We start from the raw sequence: 19,711 nt of genomic DNA on the forward strand, positions 1-19,711 counted from the left end.
TATATTATATTTTGATAATTAAATTAATAAAACCATAATATTGACGCAAATAAGGAGTTTAATTAGTGTGAAAAAGGTATCTATTATTATTCCCATATATAATACGGCAGAGTATTTAAGGGAATGTCTTCAGTCGGTTGTTAATCAAACATATAAACAACTGGAAATTATACTTGTTAATGATGGATCAACCGACGAGTCTAATGAAATAATTAAAGAGTATCAGGATATGGATGATCGGATTGCAAGTATACAACTCCAAAGCAGAAAAGGTGTTGGATATGCTAGAAATATTGGCTTACAAAAAGTCACTGGAGAGTTTGTGTATTTTTTAGATAGTGATGATTTTATAGCAGAAAATACAATTGAATTATTGGTCAAGTATATAGGTGATGAACGAATAATAGCTGGAAAGAAAAAGACGATTCGAAAATATGAAGACAGTATTATTGAGCATAATACTGAGATTAATGAGACCCAATTGATAGAAGCTGGTCACTTGCAAAAAGGAAAAAGAGTTATTAAATTCCGAAAAGTAAAGAGCCATTTTCGAGACTTATCTATTATCAGACGACTGGTTAGCGTAGATATGATTAAAACGCTCAATTTAAGGTTTGCAGAAGATATAGAATGCTATTCAGACTTGGTTTTTATTGCGCCAATTATGGATCATATGAATAAAATTCCAACAATTAAAGATGCCTATTATTTTAAGAGGGTGAGAAATAATCCAATCACTAACCCAGCTATCATGCAAAGAACGAGAGGGGAAAAGGTAACTGACTTCTTAAAAGTCTATCGCGTACTGAAGGCGGAGTATTCGAATTATCCAAGAATCTGTTCGTTCTTAGATGGTAGATTTATAAGTATTTATCGAAAAAACATGATTTTGTTATTGGCAGATTCAAAAAGTATTCCCTTATATTATGAGGATTTAGCAAATGCAGCAGATCAATTAGATGAGAAAAGAATAGACAAGTTAAATGTTGTCGTCAGAAGAGAGTTATATTCCCTTAGGAATAGAAAGCTTAAATCGTTTAAAAGAACGATTTGGTTTCATCATCATGCCAGGGAACTTAAACGTGCTTATAAAAGCAAAAAGAAAATGAAAATCTATCTATACAAATATTTCTTTACAAAATGGCCTGTTAATGAACGGAAGGTAGTTCTTGAGAGCTTTTTAGGAAAGAATTATTCAGATAGTCCTAAATATATATATGAGTATTTACTGAATAATAAAGATGATTATCAGTATATTTGGATTTTTAATGAAACAGGTAAGAAGATTCCGGGAAACCCTAAACAGGTAAAAGGTTTAAGTTTAGCATATTATTATCATTTGGCAACAGCAAAGTATTGGGTGAGTAATGCTCGATTACCGCTGCATCTGAAAAAAAGGGAAGAGACCATCTATTTGCAAACATGGCATGGCACACCGCTTAAAAAGCTTGCTAATGATATGGACGAGGTTTCAATGCCGGGCACAAACACAGTAAAGTATAAAAGGAATTTCACAAGGGAAGCAAAAAAATGGGATTACCTAGTATCTCCAAATGCATATTCAACAGAAATCTTTAGAAGGGCTTTTCAATTTGATAAAGAGATGTTGAATGTTGGATATCCAAGAAATGATGTACTGTATACGCATAATACTAAACAGGATATAACAATATTGAAGGAGAAACTGAATATTCCATTGAATAAAAAATTGATTTTATACGCACCTACATGGCGAGATGACGAATTTTATGAAAAGGGTAAATATAAATTTAATCTACGGCTTGATTTAATGAAAATGCAGGAATTACTCGGTGATGAGTATATTGTCGCTTTAAGATTACATTATTTAATTGCAGAGAATATTAGAACAGAAGGTCTTGAAGGCTTTGTGTATAATTTTTCCAACTATGATGATATTTCTGAGCTATATTTAATTTCTGACATTCTGATTACAGATTATTCCTCTGTTTTCTTTGATTTTGCAAACCTCAAAAGGCCGATTTTATTCTTTACATATGATTTGGAGAAATATCGGGATACGTTACGGGGATTCTATATTAATATGGAATCTGAAGTACCTGGACCGCTATTAAAAACAACGGATGAAATCATTGAAGCTGTGCAAAATATTGATCAAGTAGAGGATCAATATAAAGAAAAGTATGCTGCTTTTTATGAGCAATTCTGTGACTGGGATGATGGTACTGCCTCTAGTAAAGTTGTCGAAACTGTATTCAAATAATTAGGTGATTATAATACAATGGTCTGCTCATTAAAGCAGGCCTTTGTTTAGTATCAGATGATTTAGGAGGATGTCCGTCTTAAAAACATTTAAATGCTTATCCGGCTTTTATAGGGAGAGCTAGAGCGGAAAGCTGAATCTTTATCAATAATTTAGGGCGGTACAGGTCCAATAGGAAGTAATGGACCAATGGCTGCCCGCTTACGTGAATAAAAAAGAGGCTGGGACATAACTTATAAACGATCCTGAAAAGACGAACGATATCTAATTTATCGACTTTGTTACAAGAAAAGTTCGTTCCATTGCGCGCTTACTCCACTCGCTTTCCGTGGGGAGGAAGGCTTTAGCCTCGTCGGCTGCGCCTTGCTCAGGTCTTAAGCCTCCGTTACTTCCCGCAGGAGTCGGTGGCTTCCGCTCCATTCCACTAAGTTTAATAATGGTATATAGAAGTAACCAATCTATTGAAAACAAATAAAAATCCGAACTATTAGGCGAAATATTATTAAAATATCACCTAATAGTTCGGATTTATCATTGACTGAAATACTTATGTCCCAGCCTCTTTTAAAGAGAGGGACTTAAGAGAGACAGCCCCTAACTCGGGTTATAAAACTTTATCAAGAAAATCCTTAGTTCGTTCATTTTTTGGATTGGAGAAGATTTCTTCAGGTGTTCCTCTTTCCACAACATATCCGCCATCCATAAAGATGACCTGATCAGCTACCTCACGAGCAAAGCCCATTTCATGAGTTACAATTACCATCGTCATACCCTCTTGCGCAAGCTGTTTAATAACATTCAGAACCTCACCGACCATTTCGGGGTCAAGTGCACTCGTAGGCTCATCAAACAGCATGATGTCAGGGTTCATGGCAAGAGCTCGTGCAATCGCAACACGCTGTTTCTGTCCGCCGGACAATTGAGCTGGCATGGCATTGGCCTTATCTTCAAGACCAACACGAGTTAATAGCTTTAAGCCGATTTTTTTTGCTTCTTCTTTTGAAGCTTTATTCAGCTCAATAGGAGCCAGTGTAATATTATCAAGTACAGTCATATGCGGGAAGAGATTGAAATGCTGGAATACCATTCCGATATTTTCCCTAACTTTATTAATGTCCGTGTTTTTATCAGTTAAATGTTTATCATCAACTGTTACGTCACCTTCATTTACTTCTTCAAGTAAATTGAGGCAGCGTAGCAGTGTACTTTTACCGGATCCAGAAGGGCCAATTAAGCAAACAACTTCGCCTTCTTTGACCTCAAGGCTGATATCTTTTAGTACTTCCAGCTTCCCGTATGATTTTTTTAATCCTTTTACTTTAAGCTTTCCCATTTTGGATCTTCCTTTCCATACGGTTTGATACCTTAGTTAAAATCATAATAATGATAAAGTATATTAACCCTACAATCAGCCACATTTGGAAGGACTCCAGATTTCTGGCGATGATGATTTTTCCGCTTTGAGTCAATTCATTAATACCAATGATGGATAGGATAGAGGTATCCTTCAATGTAATGATAAATTGGTTAATGATAGACGGAATCATTAGACGGATTGCCTGTGGAAGAATAACCTTTGCCATTGCCTTTTTATACGGAAGACCAAGACTTCGGGCAGCTTCCATTTGTCCCTTATCAACAGATTCGATACCACCGCGTACAATTTCAGCCATATAGGCACCGGCATTTAAGCTTAGTGTAATGATACCGGCAGCAACGGCAGATATTCGGAAGTCAAGTGCTGCAGGAATACCAAAATAGATAAAGAAAGCTTGAACAATCAGTGGGGTTCCTCTAAAAATATCTACGTAAATGACGCCAATTGCCCTTAAGATTTTTAGATGGGACACGCGCATTAGACCAAATATAATACCGAGGATACATGCTATAACAAGAGATACGACAGTCAAAATCAGGGTCATTTGAAGACCTTTTAACAGACTTGGCATACTTGATTCTAATAAGCCGAAGAAACCGTTATTAGTATCCGTACTTTTTTCTGCCTTCAAGTACTTATCCATGATAACCTGATATTCGCCTGATTCTTTCAAATTGGCAAGACCGGTATTGAATTGCTCAATCAATTCCGCATTTTGTCCTTTAGCGACAGCAAACCCATAGGAACCGCCTTTTTCTTTTTCAGTTACGATTTCTAATCCGTTGCCTTGTGTAATCCCATATGCTAGAACAGGGTAATCATCAAAAACAGCTGCAGAGTTACCTGTTTTAACGTCGTCATACATATTGGCTGAATCATCAAAGGTTACTGTTTTAAAACCATATTTATCTTTTATGCTTTCTGCAAAGCTGGCACCTTCTGTACCGGTTTTAATGGCTACCTTTTTTCCTTTTAAATCTTCATAGGATTTAATCTCTTCATTTCCCTCGGCAACCGCCATTACGACACCAGATTCGAAGTAGGGATCGGAGAAATCAAATTTTAGTTTTCTTTCATCAGTTATACTCATTCCGGCAATAACGCCGTCTACTTGATTGGACTCTAGAGCTTGTACAGCTGCATTAAATCCAAGTGGCTTAATTTCTACTTCAAACCCTTGGTTTTCAGCTATAGCATTGAGTAAATCGATATCTATACCGACAAATTCGCCATTCGTTTCCTGGAATTCAAATGGAGCAAATGTAATATCTGTTGCAATCTCATATTTTTTTCCTTCTGCTTTCGTGTTTAAAGCCGGGAATATAAATGAAGCAATCATGACAATAGCCATTGCTATTAGAAATGTGAATTTTGAAAATTTCTTCATTGTGAACCTCCTTCATATAAGTAACGTTTAAAAACCCTCTATGTCCAATGGGGGCGGCTTAAAAGGGATGTTTTAATCTTATAACAGAATGTATGTATCTCTATGAGTATATATAAAGATACGGTTTTTTGGCAATCAATACTTACCAAATAATATTAGATTACTATAAGATTTCCAATTATTTGTTGTGAAGAAAAAGATGTAAAAAAGTGTGGAGAAAACAAAAAAAGAGCAGGATTATACTTACTTTAATCTAATAAAATATATAGAGATTTGTAAATGGAAAGTACTTCCTAACATTATGTGAAAATAATCTGACTCACATATTTATACTAAGTATGTATGGAAAACAGCTGAAAATGCTTTAACCATGTAAGTGTATTTTAAGCAAAATTTTAGCTCTGAATAATGAATTCTAAAGTATAAAAAATTCCTGTTTCCATTTGCGCTCTAATTCTTTTGGAACTACATCCAGTATGGGTATTGATCTGTAGAATTTAACCCCAAAGCCCTCCTCTTAATGAATGTAAACACTACCTATTATGAGTATTTATGACTAATTTTATTTACCCTATTCAACACGATTCTAACTATATATTTAACAATAATTTAAATATGGGTAATAAAATTAGTCCAGTTGTTAAAAAATAGATCAATCCTCGAGTGAGGATGATCTATTTTCGCCAAGGATATATTATTGTAAATTTTTAATTGTAATACTATTTACAGGTAAAAAGTTCTCCCCTGTATCCAGGTACGTTACAGATACCTGATCATTTTCCTGCAGATAAATGATCAAAGGGTCCTTTTCAGAAGACATATTGTAGCTTTGACCATTATCCAGAAGGAACGAAACAACGGTATATTCACCTGATTTTTCTTTATAAACTCTTATAACTTTCCCTTCAATTTTCTTCTCAACACTTGTAGAGGTGCCGTTAACCGTTCCGCCGCCTTTTTGAAGAGCAGTTTTGTATAGCTTTAAGGCTTCATTTGGTGTTGACCCGTATGCTGTTATTTCAGGATTGGCAGCAGATACGATGAAATAATTTTGTAGGAATCCATTTGAATCCAGTACTCCTGTTAACCAACTGGCTTCACCGTAAAAATTATAGATGATAGGCATTTTTCCTTCCCATTTCTTTTCTATAAATTTCTTCTCGATAATTTGCAGGGCGCCCTGTGAATCCATGTAGGATTCCTCCATATTACCTGTATAATAGACAGCTTTACCCGTCCTGGAATTTGTGAGCGCATAGCCGAGCATAGAATCGACGCCCTCTTTAGGACTCGTGAAATCAGTGAAATAATACATATCTCCATTTTCATCAAAGATCGGACTTACATTCGCCTCGGTACCCTCATCAGAAGGCAGTTTAACATCTGATTTTCCAAACAGGCTATTCCAATATCCATGAATATAATTTCCAAAGTAGCTGTTTTGTGTACTGACGACCTCTGGTGCAACCGAACCATCAATAAATTCAGGCGCTTCAGAAAGGGTATAAGAGTTGGACTTCCCAGTTTTGGCATCCATCACTACAACACCTTTTACCTGGAAGCCATTTCTGGCAGAGACAAAATCACCATAAGAACGAATATAAAATGGTGTGCCATTATCATCTACTTCAAGCTGTGAATCCCCATAGAATATGTAGGATGGGTACTGTAGACGAATACGGCGCTCTGTTTCTTTATTGAAGAATGCAGAAGGAGTGTAGATCATTTCTGCCTCAATAAATTTAGGGTTGGCTGATGAATCTGTGGCACTTAATATAAAGTATCCAGGAGTTACTTTCCCTTTCAGCCATTTGAAGAATCCTGAAAATTCGACTGGAGCAATATAAACATACTCACCATTTACTTTTTGGATTTGCAAATTTCCTAATTCGTAGTAGCTCGTATTTGGTACCTGGCCAAATGCTTTTTTCATTTTATTGCGGGCGTATTGAGGAGGCACGCTGGCCGGCTTTTTATTTTCATCAAATGTTTGTATTTCTTCTTTGACGTCCATTTTGGCTATTGTATACTTTTCATCAGCATTAAACAGAAATGCTGTTAAAAAATAGAGGCCGACAAGCAAACTACCTGCAAATAAAATACCTTTAATAGTTCTCTCCATACCCGTAGCAATCATTGAACCCAATAGAGTTAGTATGATGACGTAAATCCAAAGAGAGGAGATAGTTTGATCCAAAAGGGTGAAGTAATAAAATAAAAATGCTCCAATTGTGATTAATGCAGCTAAACTGACAAAAACAAGTAGCCTTGTTTTCCCCTTCATGTGGATACGTAATTTTTCATTATTTTTGAATGGCACAAGAATAAGTGCCGATATAACCCCAATGATAATGGAATAGATGAAGATATTTCCCACAAAGTACCCCTCCTTATTTTTTTCATAATTTCCCTTAATATCCTATACGAATAACTAACCACAATGATTCATGAATTGGAAATATTCATGAATTTTAGTTGCTGTAACTTGATTTAGGGTATTCTTTATTATAAATCAAAAATATTTTAAATATTATAAATTATTATTGACATTGCTAAACAAGATAGGATATAGTTGGAAACATCAAATTTAATTGAATAGCAAGCGATTCTTATCGAGAGAAGTGGAGGGATTTGGCCCTATGATACTTCGGCAGCGGATTTTTACTATGGTAAAAATACTGTGCTAATTCCAACAAACATCTGTTTGAGAGATAAGAGGAAGCTTTAAGCGAACATATTTCTACTTGTCTTTTTATGTATATGTTCATACAAAGCCTCTTCTGTCTAATGACAGAAGGGGCTTTTTGCATTTCGAATTTTTTAGACCTGGAGGAGAGAACATGATTGAGTTTCGAAACATAAAAAAGTCATATCAAGCAAATGGTCAAAGCGTAGATGCTCTGAGAGGCATTCATTTAACGGTTGAAAAAGGGGATATTTTTGGAGTGGTAGGATACAGCGGGGCCGGGAAAAGTACACTTTTGCGTTTAGTTAATATGCTTGAACGGCCTACTGAGGGGGAGGTCCTTGTGAATGGTAAATCGTTTGCCAGTCTCAAAGCAAAGGAATTAAGGGCAGAGAAAAAGAAAATCGGGATGATCTTTCAACATTTCAATTTACTTCAATCTAAGACGGTATTTGATAATGTAGCGATTCCATTGATACTATCCGGCGTTCGTAAAGAAACGATTCAAAATAGAGTTCGAGAATTACTGGAGTTCGTGGGGTTATCAGCTAAGGGTCGAAGTTACCCGGATGAATTGTCAGGTGGACAGAAGCAGAGGGTTGGAATTGCGAGAGCTCTGGCCACGAACCCATCTATCCTGCTATGTGACGAAGCTACATCGGCATTGGATCCGCAGACGACAAGGGATGTTTTAGAGCTATTGAAAAAAATAAACCGAGAATACAATATAACAATTTTGCTTATTACACATGAAATGTCGGTGATTAAAGAGATATGCAATAAGGTCGCTGTCATGGAAAATGGGAGGGTTGTTGAGCAGGGTCCTGTTCTTGATATTTTTTCCAAGCCAACCACTGAGGTTGCCAAGCGGTTTGTTAGAACAGTCATTCACGACGAGATTCCGCAGAGCTTTTTGAAATCCTTAAAGGAGAATAAACCAGCAGTTTGGAAACTTAATTTTTTGGGATCTTCGTCTGGCAAGCATCTACTTTCAACAGTGGCGAAAAGTTTTGATGTCCATTTAAGTGTTCTTTCTGCCAATATTTCTGAAATACAGGAAACCCCTTTTGGGAATTTAATCGTTGAGGTCATCGGTGAAACAGAAGAAATAAAGAAGGCGATCCAATACATAGAGAGTGAGGATGTGCTCTTGCAGGAGGTTAAGCTATCATGAATGAACAGCTTTTAGGAATGGAAATTACACTTGAACAGTTACTGATTGGATTCAGTGACACACTCTATATGGTTTTCTTCTCCTTACTATTCGCGGCCGTGATTGGATTGCCTTTAGGGATTTTACTCGTCATAACGAGAAAGGGTCACATTCTGGAGAATAAGTGGGTGTTTAATATATTGAACCCAATCATTAATATTTTACGCTCGGTTCCCTTCATTATTTTATTGGTGGCTTTGATTCCATTTACACGATTGGTTGTTGGATCGGCGATTGGAACGAATGCCGCCATTGTACCGCTTGTATTTTATGCAGGTCCTTATATTGCCAGATTGGTTGAAAATTCATTATTGGAAGTTGATAAGGGAATTATTGAAGCAGCTCAGTCAATGGGCGCGACTGAATGGCAGATTATTTTTCGGTTTTTAATACCCGAGGGGCTTAGCTCTCTTGTTTTAACCTTTACAACAGCGACTATTGGACTGGTTGGAGCCTCAGCAATGGCAGGGGCAGTTGGTGCTGGAGGGGTTGGAGATCTCGCCCTCACCTATGGTTATCAGAGATTCGACACTAACACCATGATTGTAACTGTTGCAGCACTGGTGATCATTGTGCAGCTTTTACAATCCATAGGCAATATGCTCGCTAGAAAAATAAGAAGACGATGATAAAGAAGGGGATGGACAAAATGAAAAAACTATTTCTTACTATTTTAATAATTGCATGTACTGTCGTAACAGCAGCATGTGGGAGCGATTCAAAAGGCAGTGCAAAAGAGGGCAGCTCCACCATTAAGGTTGGAGTGAGCAGCGGGGACACAAGAATATGGGATTATATTGCTGATCTTGCTAAGGAGAAGGGGCTCAATATAGAGCTTGTAAAGTTCAGTGATTATATTTTGCCGAATACAGCTCTAAATGATGGCGAAGTGGACGCTAATGCATTCCAAACAATCTCTTATTTTGAAGAACAAGTGGAGGAGAGAAAGTTAGATCTTGAGCCACTCAGCTCTACTGTTATTGCGCCAATGGGGATCTATTCAAATAAGCATAAGGAGTTAAAGGAATTGCCTGATGGGGCTAAAATTGCTGTTCCTAATGAAGGTACAAACCTTGGCCGGGCGCTGCTTCTTTTGCAGGAGGCTGGCTTTATTACACTGACAGATAATTTTGATGGAATAGGTTCTTTGGAAAAAATTAAATCCAATCCAAAAAATATTAAACTCGAACTGGTGGCTGCCGGGAATACACCGCGTTTTCTTGAAGATGTAGATGCATCGATTATTAACAATAACTTTGCGGTTGAAGCAGGATTGACATTAAAGGATGCCTTGTTCCATGAAAGTGCAACGGCCAAACCATATATTAATATTATCGCTGTAAAAAAGGGGGATAAAGACCGCGCAGAGCTAAAAAAACTGGCAGATATTTATCATTCCGAGGAAGTGGAGGATTTTATCCTTAAAACATTTAAAGGGAATACCATTCCGGCTTTTGTTTCAATAGAAGAATTGGTTAATTATCAGGATGCCTGGACCAGCCCGGCAGTCGATCAATGAATTACTTCGGATACTAACATAGGTATAAGATTATTAGAGAGATTGGAGGCAGAGCAATGATTAAAAACGAAGGTCGCATTTTTCATAAAGATATTATCAATGAATATATAGATCAGCAGAAAAACAAATATATAAATATAAGCCACCAAATTCATGAAAATCCAGAAATAGGGAATGAGGAATTCTTTGCATCTGAAACACTGACCAAGGTATTAATTGATGCGGGCTTTGAGGTAACACAGGATATTGCTGGCCATGAAACTGGATTTATAGCGAGGAAGTCATCCTCAAAGCCGGGACCTACGATAGCTTTTCTTGCCGAGTATGATGCGCTTCCTGGTCTTGGCCATGCGTGCGGCCATAATATCATTGGTATCACCAGTGTAGCAGCTGGAATTTCGCTTGGTTTAGTACTCGAGGAAATAGGGGGAACGGTACTTGTTTACGGTACCCCGGCAGAAGAAGGGGGACAAAATGGAAGTGCGAAGGGCAGTTATGTAAAGCATCAACTGTTTGACGGTGTGGATGCAGCTATTATCATTCATCCTTCTGGTCAAACGAGAACAACTCAGCCTTTCTTGGCTGTTAATCCCCTTGATTTTCATTTTTATGGGAAACCGGCGCATGCTGCAGCAGCACCAGAGGAAGGGATTAATGCACTTGATGCGGTCATCCAATTATTTAATGGGATTGGCGCATTGAGACAGCAGCTGCCGACAGATATAAGGGTTCATGGCATTATTCCAAATGGAGGAGATGCGCCTAATATCATTCCTGATTATGCCTCTGCAAGATTCTATATTAGAGCGTCAACCTGGAAAAGTTGTGAGGAAATATCGGAAAGGATTAGTCAGATTGCTAAAGGTGCGGCGTTGGCAACCGGAGCTAATGTGAAAATAGAAAGATTTCAAAATGAAGTTCATGATTTCGTTCTGAACACGGCTCTTGATGAGGTACTACGAGAAGAACTGGCAGCTCTAGGTGAGGATGTTGTGCAAGGTACGCGGAATGCATCCGGTTCAACAGATGCAGGAAATGTAAGCCATGTTGTTCCGACAGCTCATCCTTATATCAAAATTGGCCCGAATGATTTAATAGCCCACACAGAAGAGTTTAGAGAATGTGCTATATCAGAGTTGGGAGACCAAGCTGTCATTACTGGTGCAAAAGCCTTGGCTAATACAGGTTATCGCCTTCTGACAGATCAGTTTTTACTGCAAAAGATTAAGGATGAATTCCTTAAAGCTAAAACAGGTGATTTCTAAAACAAGCCTAAAAATCGACTCACGACAATATAAATTGTGAGTATCCACTACCCTGTTCTTCTTTTGATATTTTTAATTCATAAAGAAATTAAATACCACATAATCCTAAATAAGGTAAAATTAGCATATGCATGTTTCTGATTACCAATCGGATGAAACAGGGGAGTGGATCATGGATGGCCATACTCATTACAGGTGGTGCCGGTTATATAGGCAGCCATGCGGCAGTTGAATTCTTAAAAGCGGGTTATGATATTGTAGTGCTGGATAATTTCTTCAATAGTCATGTGGAAGCAATTGAAAGAGTGAAAGAGTTAGCTGGTAAGAACTTTCCATTCTATAATATAGATTTAGTAGATAAGGAAGCTGTTGACCAATTGTTTGCAAAATATGATATTGATTCAGTTATCCATTTTGCCGGTTTAAAAGCAGTAGGTGAGTCTATTTCGATGCCTCTGAAATATTATGAAAATAATGTGACGGGTACCATCAGACTATGCGAAGTTATGGCGAAGCATCAGGTAAAGAGGCTGGTATTCAGCTCTTCTGCCACTGTATATGGTATGCCGGATCGGGTACCGATTGATGAGTCCTTTTCATTATCAGCAACCAATCCATATGGCCGTTCAAAATTAATGATAGAGGAAATCCTGTGTGATTTGCATGTTTCCGATCCAGCATGGAGTATCGCTTTGCTGAGGTACTTCAACCCTATAGGTGCTCATGAATCAGGAAGAATCGGTGAGAATCCAAATGGCATTCCCAATAATTTAATGCCGTATATCACACAGGTTGCCATTGGAAAAAGAGATAAATTATCCGTTTTTGGCAGCGATTATGAAACTCATGATGGTACCGGTGTACGCGACTATATCCATGTAGTTGATTTAGTGAAGGGCCATTTGAAGGCATTGGAATATCTGCAGGGTAGATCCGGAGTAGAAGCATTTAACCTTGGGACAGGAAAAGGATACAGTGTCCTGGACCTGGTGGATGCGTTCGCAAGTGTTAGCGGAAGGAAAATCCCTTACGATTTAGTGGAACGTAGGCCCGGTGATGTGGCTGTTAGTTATGCTGATGTCGCAAAGGCCGCAAAGGTACTGGTTTGGAAAGCAGAAAAGAGTCTGACGGATATGTGCACAGATTCATGGAAATGGCAAAGGCAAAATCCGAATGGTTATGAACAGACAATTATAAATTCTTAGTGAAGAATTGGATGATGGAGTCGATGATAAAGCTCGATTCCATTTTTATTACATATTGGGTAAACAGATAGCATCAAAGTTGCTATCAGCCATGTATTGAAATAACCTATTTAATAGAAGAGAGAGGGGGAAGCCACCTGAAAATCGCCTGTGTACAAATGGATATCGAGTATGGAAAGCCAATAGAAAATTTTAAGCATGTAACAGAGTCTATCACTGAGGCGGCTGATAATGGTGCGGATTGTATTGTGCTGCCTGAAATGTGGAATACAGGCTATGCACTGCAACAGCTGGGGGAACTTGCTGATTTTGAAGGAAAGGAAACGATTAAGCTGCTTTCCTCACTGGCCTTAAAGTACAATGTTAATATTGTTGGCGGCTCTGTATCTGTGAAAACCTCCAAAGGGTATTTTAATAGAATGTATGTATTCAACCGCTTTGGAGAGGTCATATCTGAGTATGATAAAGTTCATCTCTTTAACGTAATGGATGAACATCAATATCTTATAGCGGGACAAAAAGAGAATTTATTTAAGATGGATGGAAACTTGAGCGGGGGCTTGATTTGCTACGATATCCGCTTTCCCGAATGGGTAAGAAAACATGCTTTGGCGGGAGCAAAGATTATATTCGTAGTGGCAGAATGGCCGGAAGCAAGAGTAGATCATTGGGTAACGCTATTGAAGGCAAGAGCCATAGAAAACCAGCTTTTCATTATAGCTGTCAACCGAGTCGGAAATGATCCTAATAATACATTCGGTGGGATTTCCATGGTCATCAATCCATGGGGCGAAACAATTGCAATTGGTTCTACAGTAGAGTCTATCCTTTATGCAGATTTAAACATACAGGAAGTCGATCAGGTACGAACGCGCATCTCCGCTTTTGAGGACCGAAGAGAGGATTTATATAATAGAGGAAAGTAAGGATCAGACATACAATAAAAAGGAGGCTTCTTAAAAAGAGCCCCCTTTGTTTATTATTTAGTTAAGGAATCTAGCACTAAATCGATTGTTTTATCATTGGCCGTTTTAGCATTGGTTGTCCAGTTGCTGGAATCTTCAAATGTATAAACATTTCCTTTTTGGACAGCCGGAATGGACTTATAAATAGAGCTGTTTTCCAATGTTTCCATTCCTGGTTCTCCGCTAGCTGCAGCAATAAAGAGGTGGTCTGCATCCAAATCTGCTAATGCCTCAAGTGAAGTACCCTGCCATGTTGCCTGTGCTTCACCAAGGTTACTAATATAAGTTGGCATCTTAATTCCTAAATCATTATAGAGTACATTTGAAGCGTAACGATCACCCTCGAAAACAAAGTACTGACCACCTGTTACCCAAATCAGGGCGGCAGACTCATCTCCGATTTTTTCTTTAACTGCTGTTTTAGCTTCCGCAGCCTTATCCTCATAGTCTTGAATTGCTTCTTTTGCCTGATCTTCTTTACCGAACAACTCGCCCATTTTTGTCAGTAAAGTTCTCCAGTCAGCCGCATCTTCTTCCTTAAATACATAGGTTGGAGCTACTTTTTTATATTCCTCATACTGGCCTTCCTGAATAGCAGCTTCAGATTCGAACATAATTAAGTCTGGTTCCGCTTCGATTACATCTTCAATCGGCATATCCCATGAAATCAAAGGAACATCCTTAAGTTCATCCTGTAAATAATTATGAACAGTTGTACCAATTGACCATTGAGCAGCAGGTTTAATGCCCAAAGTGACTAAATAATCCTCTAAATTTGGTGCCAGTATTTTTTTAGGATCCTTTGGGAAGCTCATTTCACCGATTGCATCTGTAACCTTCTTGTCAGACTGCTTCTTGTTAGAAGTATCATTGTCATTTGAGCCACAGGCCGCAAGCAATAATACTGCACACAGCATTAATACCAGAAGACGTGTGTATTTATTATTTATTACCATTGCTATATCCTCCTTTAGTATGTAAAATAAATTCGTTACTATTAATGATAATCATTCTCATTTGAAGGGTCAAAGGAAATTCATACCTATTCATTTTAAGGTAACACTAGAAATGTGGATTCCTTTGGACTACATATTATAATTTTGAAGGACTGAACGTACGTGCAGAAGAACGAGGATAGAAATATTCCATCTCGCAGGGAACGGATTCGAATAGTCCTCCCGCTATCTCTTTTATTACTACTAGTTATTTTTATTGCTTCATTAATAATTGGAACAAAAATGTTAGACCTTTCAACAGTATGGGAGGCTTTGTTTCATAGAAATCCTGATAATGTGACACATCAGATTATTTGGGAAATCAGATTGCCTAGGGCACTGATGGCAAGTTTTGTTGGTGCATACTTAGCTATTTCTGGTGCTGTTATGCAGGCATTGACTAGAAATCCACTTGCTGAACCATCTCTTTTGGGAGTATCCAATGGGGCTGCATTTGCCTTAGTTTTATCATTAACGGTTTTCTCTGGATTATCCATAATGGGTTCTATTATTGCCTCCATGATTGGAGCAGGATTGGCGGTCTTATTGGTATTTTCTTTATCTGCCTTATCCAGAGGAGGGGCAACACCGGTTAAATTGGCTTTGGCGGGTATGGCAACCGGGATGTTTTTAAGCTCTTTGACAACCAGCATGGCTTTATATTTTGATGTCACGAAAAATATTAGCTTCTGGTATGCAGGTGACTTGGCGAATAGTCATTGGGTTGAGGTGAAAATAATAGCAGTAGTTGGCTTAATAGGATTACCTATTTTACTTAGTATTGCACATTCGCTTACGTTATTATCGCTTGGTACGGATGTAACGAAGGGGCTTGGGGTTAATATCAAGCTAGTCCGAGCTTTAGGAATTATCGTTATTTTATTACTGACTGGCAGCTCGGTTGCGGTCTCTGGGACGATTGGATTTATTGGTCTTGTTATTCCGCATATAACCAGGATGCTGATTGGAACTGATTATAGAAGGTTATTGCCTCTCGCAGCTGTTCTTGGAAGTGCCTTGTTATTGTTGGCCGATGTCGCTTCAAGAGTGATTAATCCTCCATATGAAACTCCTGTTGGTGTTATGACGGCACTTATTGGAGTTCCTTTCTTCCTGTACCTTGTTCGCAGTGAAGGGAGGCAATTGTTTTGAAGAAGATCGCTACTTTGCCAAAAGTATGGATTGCTCTGTTCATACTAATTGTTGTGGTCAGTTTAATCAGCCTGAATGTAGGAAAAGTCAGTATTTCACCAGCAGAGGTGTGGCAAACGTTATTAGGAAACGGTACAGCTAAGCAGGAGCTTGTTTTATTTGAGATCCGGTTGCCGGCTATCTTACTGGCTATTTTGGTAGGAGCAGGAATGGCTATATCGGGAGCGGTATTGCAAACAGTTACTCAGAATGAATTAGCGGAGCCCGGGATTTTAGGAATTAATGCCGGAGCTGGTCTTGCTGTATTAATTTATATCACTGTATTTCAATCTACGCTTGGCAGTCAGAGCCAGATAGGCACATTTATGATGCCTTTATTTGCATTTGCCGGAGCCATGCTTACGGCCGTATTGATATTAGCATTATCTTGGAAGAAAGGGCTGCACACGATTCGCCTTCTTTTAGTTGGAATCGGCATTAATGCTGGATTTGCAGCTGTCTTAACCGCCATGCAGCTCAGATTGAATCCGCATGATTTCATGAAAGCGATGGTCTGGTTATCCGGAGATCTTTGGGCTACTCAGTGGAAATATGTGTGGGCCTTGCTGCCGTGGTTTTTAATCTTAATCCCATTTATTTTATATAAATCACACACACTAAATATATTGAATCTTGGGAATCTTGTATCGACAGGACTGGGGATTCGTACAGAAAAAGAGCGCTTAGTTTTAATTGGAGCGGCCGTTGCATTGGCTGGGTTAGGGGTGACAGTTGGTGGGGGGATCGCTTTTCTTGGACTAATAGCACCCCATATTGCAAGGAAGCTTGTTGGCCCTAAACATGGGGCATTTTTACCAGCCTCAGCTATGATTGGAGCCTTTATTTTACTGTTGGCAGATATGCTGGGTAAAAATATGTTCCGTGTTGATATTCCTTCAGGGATGATTGTTTCTATTATCAGTGCTCCATATTTTATTTATCTTTTAATGAAATCAAAGTAGGGGGAGGGGTAAACCTTTTGGATTTGTCAGCTCGGAATTTAAAAATAGGCTACGACGGGAATGTAATTGTTCCTTCACTGAATTTAGATATAAAAAAAGGAGCGATTACAGCCATTATTGGTCCAAATGGCTGTGGGAAATCGACCATTTTGAAGACAATGGCAAGATTACATCCTGCTATGTATGGATCAGTTATTTTAGATGGAAAAGATATTAAGAATACACCTACAAAGGAAATTGCCAGAAAAATGGCCATCCTGCCCCAGTCACCGGAGGCTCCTAACGGTCTATCTGTAGCCGACTTGGTCTCTTATGGAAGAACTCCATATCAGGGCGGTTTCTCACGCTTAACTGAACATGACAGAGAAATGGTCGATTGGTCGATTCGTGTTACCGGATTAAGCGATTTTAAAGATCATGCAGTGGACTCCTTATCTGGCGGGCAACGTCAGCGTGCGTGGATTGCAATGGCAATTGCCCAGGAGACGGGGTTATTGTTACTGGATGAGCCAACCACGTATTTGGATATGGCACATCAGTTGGAGGTTCTTGAGCTTTTAAAAAAACTGAATCACGAGGATGGCCGAACCATTGTGATGGTAATCCATGATTTGAATCATGCTAGCCGGTTTGCAGATGAATTGGTTGCCATTAAAAAGGGGCAGTTAATTTTACAGGGGAGTTCTAATGAAGTTATGAGTGCGGAAGTATTAAAAGAAGTGTTTCAGATTGATGCTTCTATTGTAGAGGATCCCAGAACCGGTAAACCGGCAATCATATCGTATGATTTAGTGAAATGATGAAAAATATGAGGGGCTATGAGTGATGAAACACTGCAGTAAACAGTGTTTCATCACTCATAAGCCCCCTGTTTATATAAATTCTGGATGCTACTCTAGCTTAAGCTTTTTATTCTTCTGGGTCAGGCTTGGTCCACACAGAAACACTGCCACCATTTACATGGAATGTTGCCCAGCCTTCCTCGTCAATCTCAATCTTATCTGGTCGGTTGCCTGTACAATCAGTCCATAATTCCCCGGCTCGTTCAGCTCCTACATACATTCTTTTTTCGCCCTCGTCACCGTTTGAAATAACAATAGCGCAGCCAGAGTTCTCCTTTTCTTCCGTTCCTAATCTTACCCAACCAATAGTATTTGGATGGTCAAAGTAATCGACCTGTTCTCCATAGGCTTTATGGACCCTGGCATAAAGAAGCGGATCAATCAGTTTGTTTTTCCGCCCAACTGGGTTTTCGCCGCCAACGCCATAATAATCCCCGTAAAAAACACACGGGTAACCGTCATGGCGAAGTAAGATGAGTGCATAAGCAGACGGTTTAAACCAATCTTCGATCCATGATTCCAGAGATTCTTCCGGCTGTGAGTCATGGTTGTCTACAAAGGTAACGGCATTTAATGGATTAGATTCTACTAGAGTATTATGAAAAATGGTTGTAAGGTCAAAATCTCGTCCCATTTGAGAAGCTTGATGTAATTTATAGTGGAGAGGCACATCAAATAAATCAAGTGTATGATCAACTTTTTCTAAATACTCCTGGCATGCCTGTAAATCGGGATTCCAGTATTCTCCTACCATATAAAAGTCATCACCGTGAGCTTCTCTCATTTCAATGGCAAATTCCTTAATAAAGGTATAATCAATATGCTTAACGGCATCTAAGCGATATCCCTCACATTTAATTGTTTCAGCGAGCCATCTTCCCCAATTTTTCATTTCATTTCGTACATCTGGATGGCGATAATCAATATTGGCAAACATTAAATAGTCATAGTTTCCAAATTCTTTATCAACATGTTCATTCCAGCCTTTATGTTCACCGAGAATTTTAAATACACCTGTTCGAATGGTTCCTTCATCATAATCAGTTCCATTGAAATGCTCCATATTCCATTTGAAATCAGAATATGTATTGCCGCGTCCAGGAAACGTGAACTTCGTCCAGCCATCAATATCAAATGGTTCCGAAATCTCTTGTGTACGATCGTTCTGATCAACTTCTACAACTTTAAATCTCTCTGTTTCATCTGCACCTGCTTTATGGTTCATAACGATGTCTGCATACACACAAATATCATTCTCTTTGCATGCTTCAATTGCTTCTATCAACTCATCCTTCGTACCATATTTCGTGCGTACAGAGCCGTTTTGATCAAATTCCCCTAAATCATATAAATCATATATACCATAACCTGTATCTTCAGGTGTTTGTCCTTTCGTTGGGGGTGGGATCCAAACAGAATCTATTCCGCAGTTTTTTAATACTGGCGCTAATTCCTTCAACCGTTTCCAATGAGTACCATCAGGTAAAATATGCCACTCAAAAAATTGCATCATTGTATGATTATGCCCCATTTGTACCACCTCACATTTCTCTATTAGCAGCTTCAGCTAATAAAACAATATTTACCTATTTACCCACAAGGCATACCTTTAGAAACATGAAATGAAAATATAATTAAAAATTGTATTTGTTTTGAGAAGTGCATCTCTTAAGATGGAATAAGAAAATAGACAAAATGTATAAAGAATTAACATTCACATGGTGAAATATAGTAAGTTAGTGAATAAAATTATAATGCTGGTAAATCAGCGATTATAACGATATGGTAAGGAAGCGCTTCATCTTGCCTTTTTACCGAAATAACTAATTTATTCGTATAAAAATATATCAACAGGTAGGAT

Annotated in this window: 15 protein-coding genes and 1 riboswitch; of the genes, 10 read left to right on the forward strand and 5 right to left on the reverse strand. The window is 38.4% G+C overall.

Going from position 1 to position 19,711, the window contains the following annotated elements; translation table 11 throughout:
• Window positions 1-67: 67 nt before the first annotated feature.
• A complete protein-coding gene (locus AC4D4B_RS07100) occupies window positions 68-2,242 on the forward strand; it encodes a bifunctional glycosyltransferase/CDP-glycerol:glycerophosphate glycerophosphotransferase (RefSeq protein ID WP_490999529.1) in 2,175 nt (724 codons plus the stop codon).
• A gap of 604 nt (window positions 2,243-2,846) precedes the next feature.
• On the opposite strand, the gene AC4D4B_RS07105 is transcribed toward AC4D4B_RS07100, so the two are convergent.
• From AC4D4B_RS07105 to AC4D4B_RS07115, 3 genes are all read right to left on the reverse strand, one after another.
• Window positions 2,847-3,575 (reverse strand): amino acid ABC transporter ATP-binding protein, encoded by a 729-nt coding sequence (locus AC4D4B_RS07105; protein ID WP_490999530.1) that lies wholly within the window; start codon window positions 3,573-3,575, stop codon window positions 2,847-2,849.
• On the reverse strand, window positions 3,562-5,007 hold the full coding sequence (locus AC4D4B_RS07110; protein WP_490995131.1) for an amino acid ABC transporter substrate-binding protein/permease: 1,446 nt from the start codon (window positions 5,005-5,007) through the stop codon (window positions 3,562-3,564). The genes AC4D4B_RS07105 and AC4D4B_RS07110 overlap by 14 nt, the downstream gene beginning before the upstream one ends.
• A gap of 694 nt (window positions 5,008-5,701) precedes the next feature.
• Window positions 5,702-7,384 carry a YrzE family protein gene (locus AC4D4B_RS07115; RefSeq protein WP_490999531.1) on the reverse strand — a complete coding sequence of 561 codons (1,683 nt, stop codon included), beginning with the start codon at window positions 7,382-7,384 and terminating at the stop codon, window positions 5,702-5,704.
• Window positions 7,385-7,613: 229 nt separating this feature from the next.
• Window positions 7,614-7,725: riboswitch (SAM riboswitch) on the forward strand.
• A gap of 122 nt (window positions 7,726-7,847) precedes the next feature.
• Here AC4D4B_RS07115 and AC4D4B_RS07120 point away from each other — a divergent pair.
• From AC4D4B_RS07120 to AC4D4B_RS07145, 6 genes are all read left to right on the forward strand, one after another.
• Entirely contained in the window at window positions 7,848-8,867 is a 1,020-nt protein-coding gene (locus tag AC4D4B_RS07120; protein WP_490999532.1) for a methionine ABC transporter ATP-binding protein, read from the forward strand.
• A gap of 17 nt (window positions 8,868-8,884) precedes the next feature.
• Window positions 8,885-9,535, forward strand: a complete 651-nt coding sequence (locus tag AC4D4B_RS07125) for a methionine ABC transporter permease (RefSeq protein ID WP_490995209.1) — start codon at window positions 8,885-8,887, stop codon at window positions 9,533-9,535.
• Between the two features lie 20 nt (window positions 9,536-9,555).
• Window positions 9,556-10,425, forward strand: a complete 870-nt coding sequence (locus AC4D4B_RS07130; protein ID WP_490995128.1) for a MetQ/NlpA family ABC transporter substrate-binding protein — start codon at window positions 9,556-9,558, stop codon at window positions 10,423-10,425.
• 56 nt (window positions 10,426-10,481) lie between these two features.
• A complete protein-coding gene (locus AC4D4B_RS07135; RefSeq protein WP_490999533.1) occupies window positions 10,482-11,690 on the forward strand; it encodes a M20 family metallopeptidase in 1,209 nt (402 codons plus the stop codon).
• Window positions 11,691-11,866: 176 nt separating this feature from the next.
• Window positions 11,867-12,895 (forward strand): UDP-glucose 4-epimerase GalE, encoded by a 1,029-nt coding sequence (gene galE, locus AC4D4B_RS07140; RefSeq protein ID WP_490995126.1) that lies wholly within the window; start codon window positions 11,867-11,869, stop codon window positions 12,893-12,895.
• Between the two features lie 143 nt (window positions 12,896-13,038).
• Entirely contained in the window at window positions 13,039-13,821 is a 783-nt protein-coding gene (locus AC4D4B_RS07145) for a carbon-nitrogen family hydrolase (protein WP_490999604.1), read from the forward strand.
• A gap of 53 nt (window positions 13,822-13,874) precedes the next feature.
• Here AC4D4B_RS07145 and AC4D4B_RS07150 read toward each other — a convergent pair whose 3' ends face one another.
• Complete coding sequence (locus AC4D4B_RS07150; protein ID WP_490995125.1) at window positions 13,875-14,816, reverse strand: ABC transporter substrate-binding protein; 942 nt, start codon at window positions 14,814-14,816, stop codon at window positions 13,875-13,877.
• A gap of 162 nt (window positions 14,817-14,978) precedes the next feature.
• Between AC4D4B_RS07150 and AC4D4B_RS07155 the strand changes: the two genes are divergently transcribed.
• Genes AC4D4B_RS07155 through AC4D4B_RS07165 form a run of 3 tightly spaced genes read left to right on the forward strand, consistent with a single transcriptional unit; the run spans window position 14,979 to window position 17,808 of the window.
• Window positions 14,979-16,007, forward strand: coding sequence for a FecCD family ABC transporter permease (locus AC4D4B_RS07155; protein WP_490999534.1), 1,029 nt, complete (start codon window positions 14,979-14,981; stop codon window positions 16,005-16,007).
• Entirely contained in the window at window positions 16,004-17,008 is a 1,005-nt protein-coding gene (locus AC4D4B_RS07160) for a FecCD family ABC transporter permease (RefSeq protein ID WP_490999535.1), read from the forward strand. Before AC4D4B_RS07155 ends, AC4D4B_RS07160 begins: the two co-directional genes overlap by 4 nt.
• A gap of 17 nt (window positions 17,009-17,025) precedes the next feature.
• The gene (locus AC4D4B_RS07165) at window positions 17,026-17,808 is read left to right on the forward strand and encodes an ABC transporter ATP-binding protein (RefSeq protein WP_490995122.1); all 783 of its coding nucleotides are present in this window, start codon (window positions 17,026-17,028) and stop codon (window positions 17,806-17,808) included.
• Window positions 17,809-17,917: 109 nt separating this feature from the next.
• Here AC4D4B_RS07165 and AC4D4B_RS07170 read toward each other — a convergent pair whose 3' ends face one another.
• Entirely contained in the window at window positions 17,918-19,381 is a 1,464-nt protein-coding gene (locus AC4D4B_RS07170; protein ID WP_490999536.1) for an alpha-amylase, read from the reverse strand.
• Window positions 19,382-19,711 lie beyond the last annotated feature (330 nt).

The sequence above is a fragment of the Pradoshia sp. Z6_59 genome (assembly GCF_058267515.1).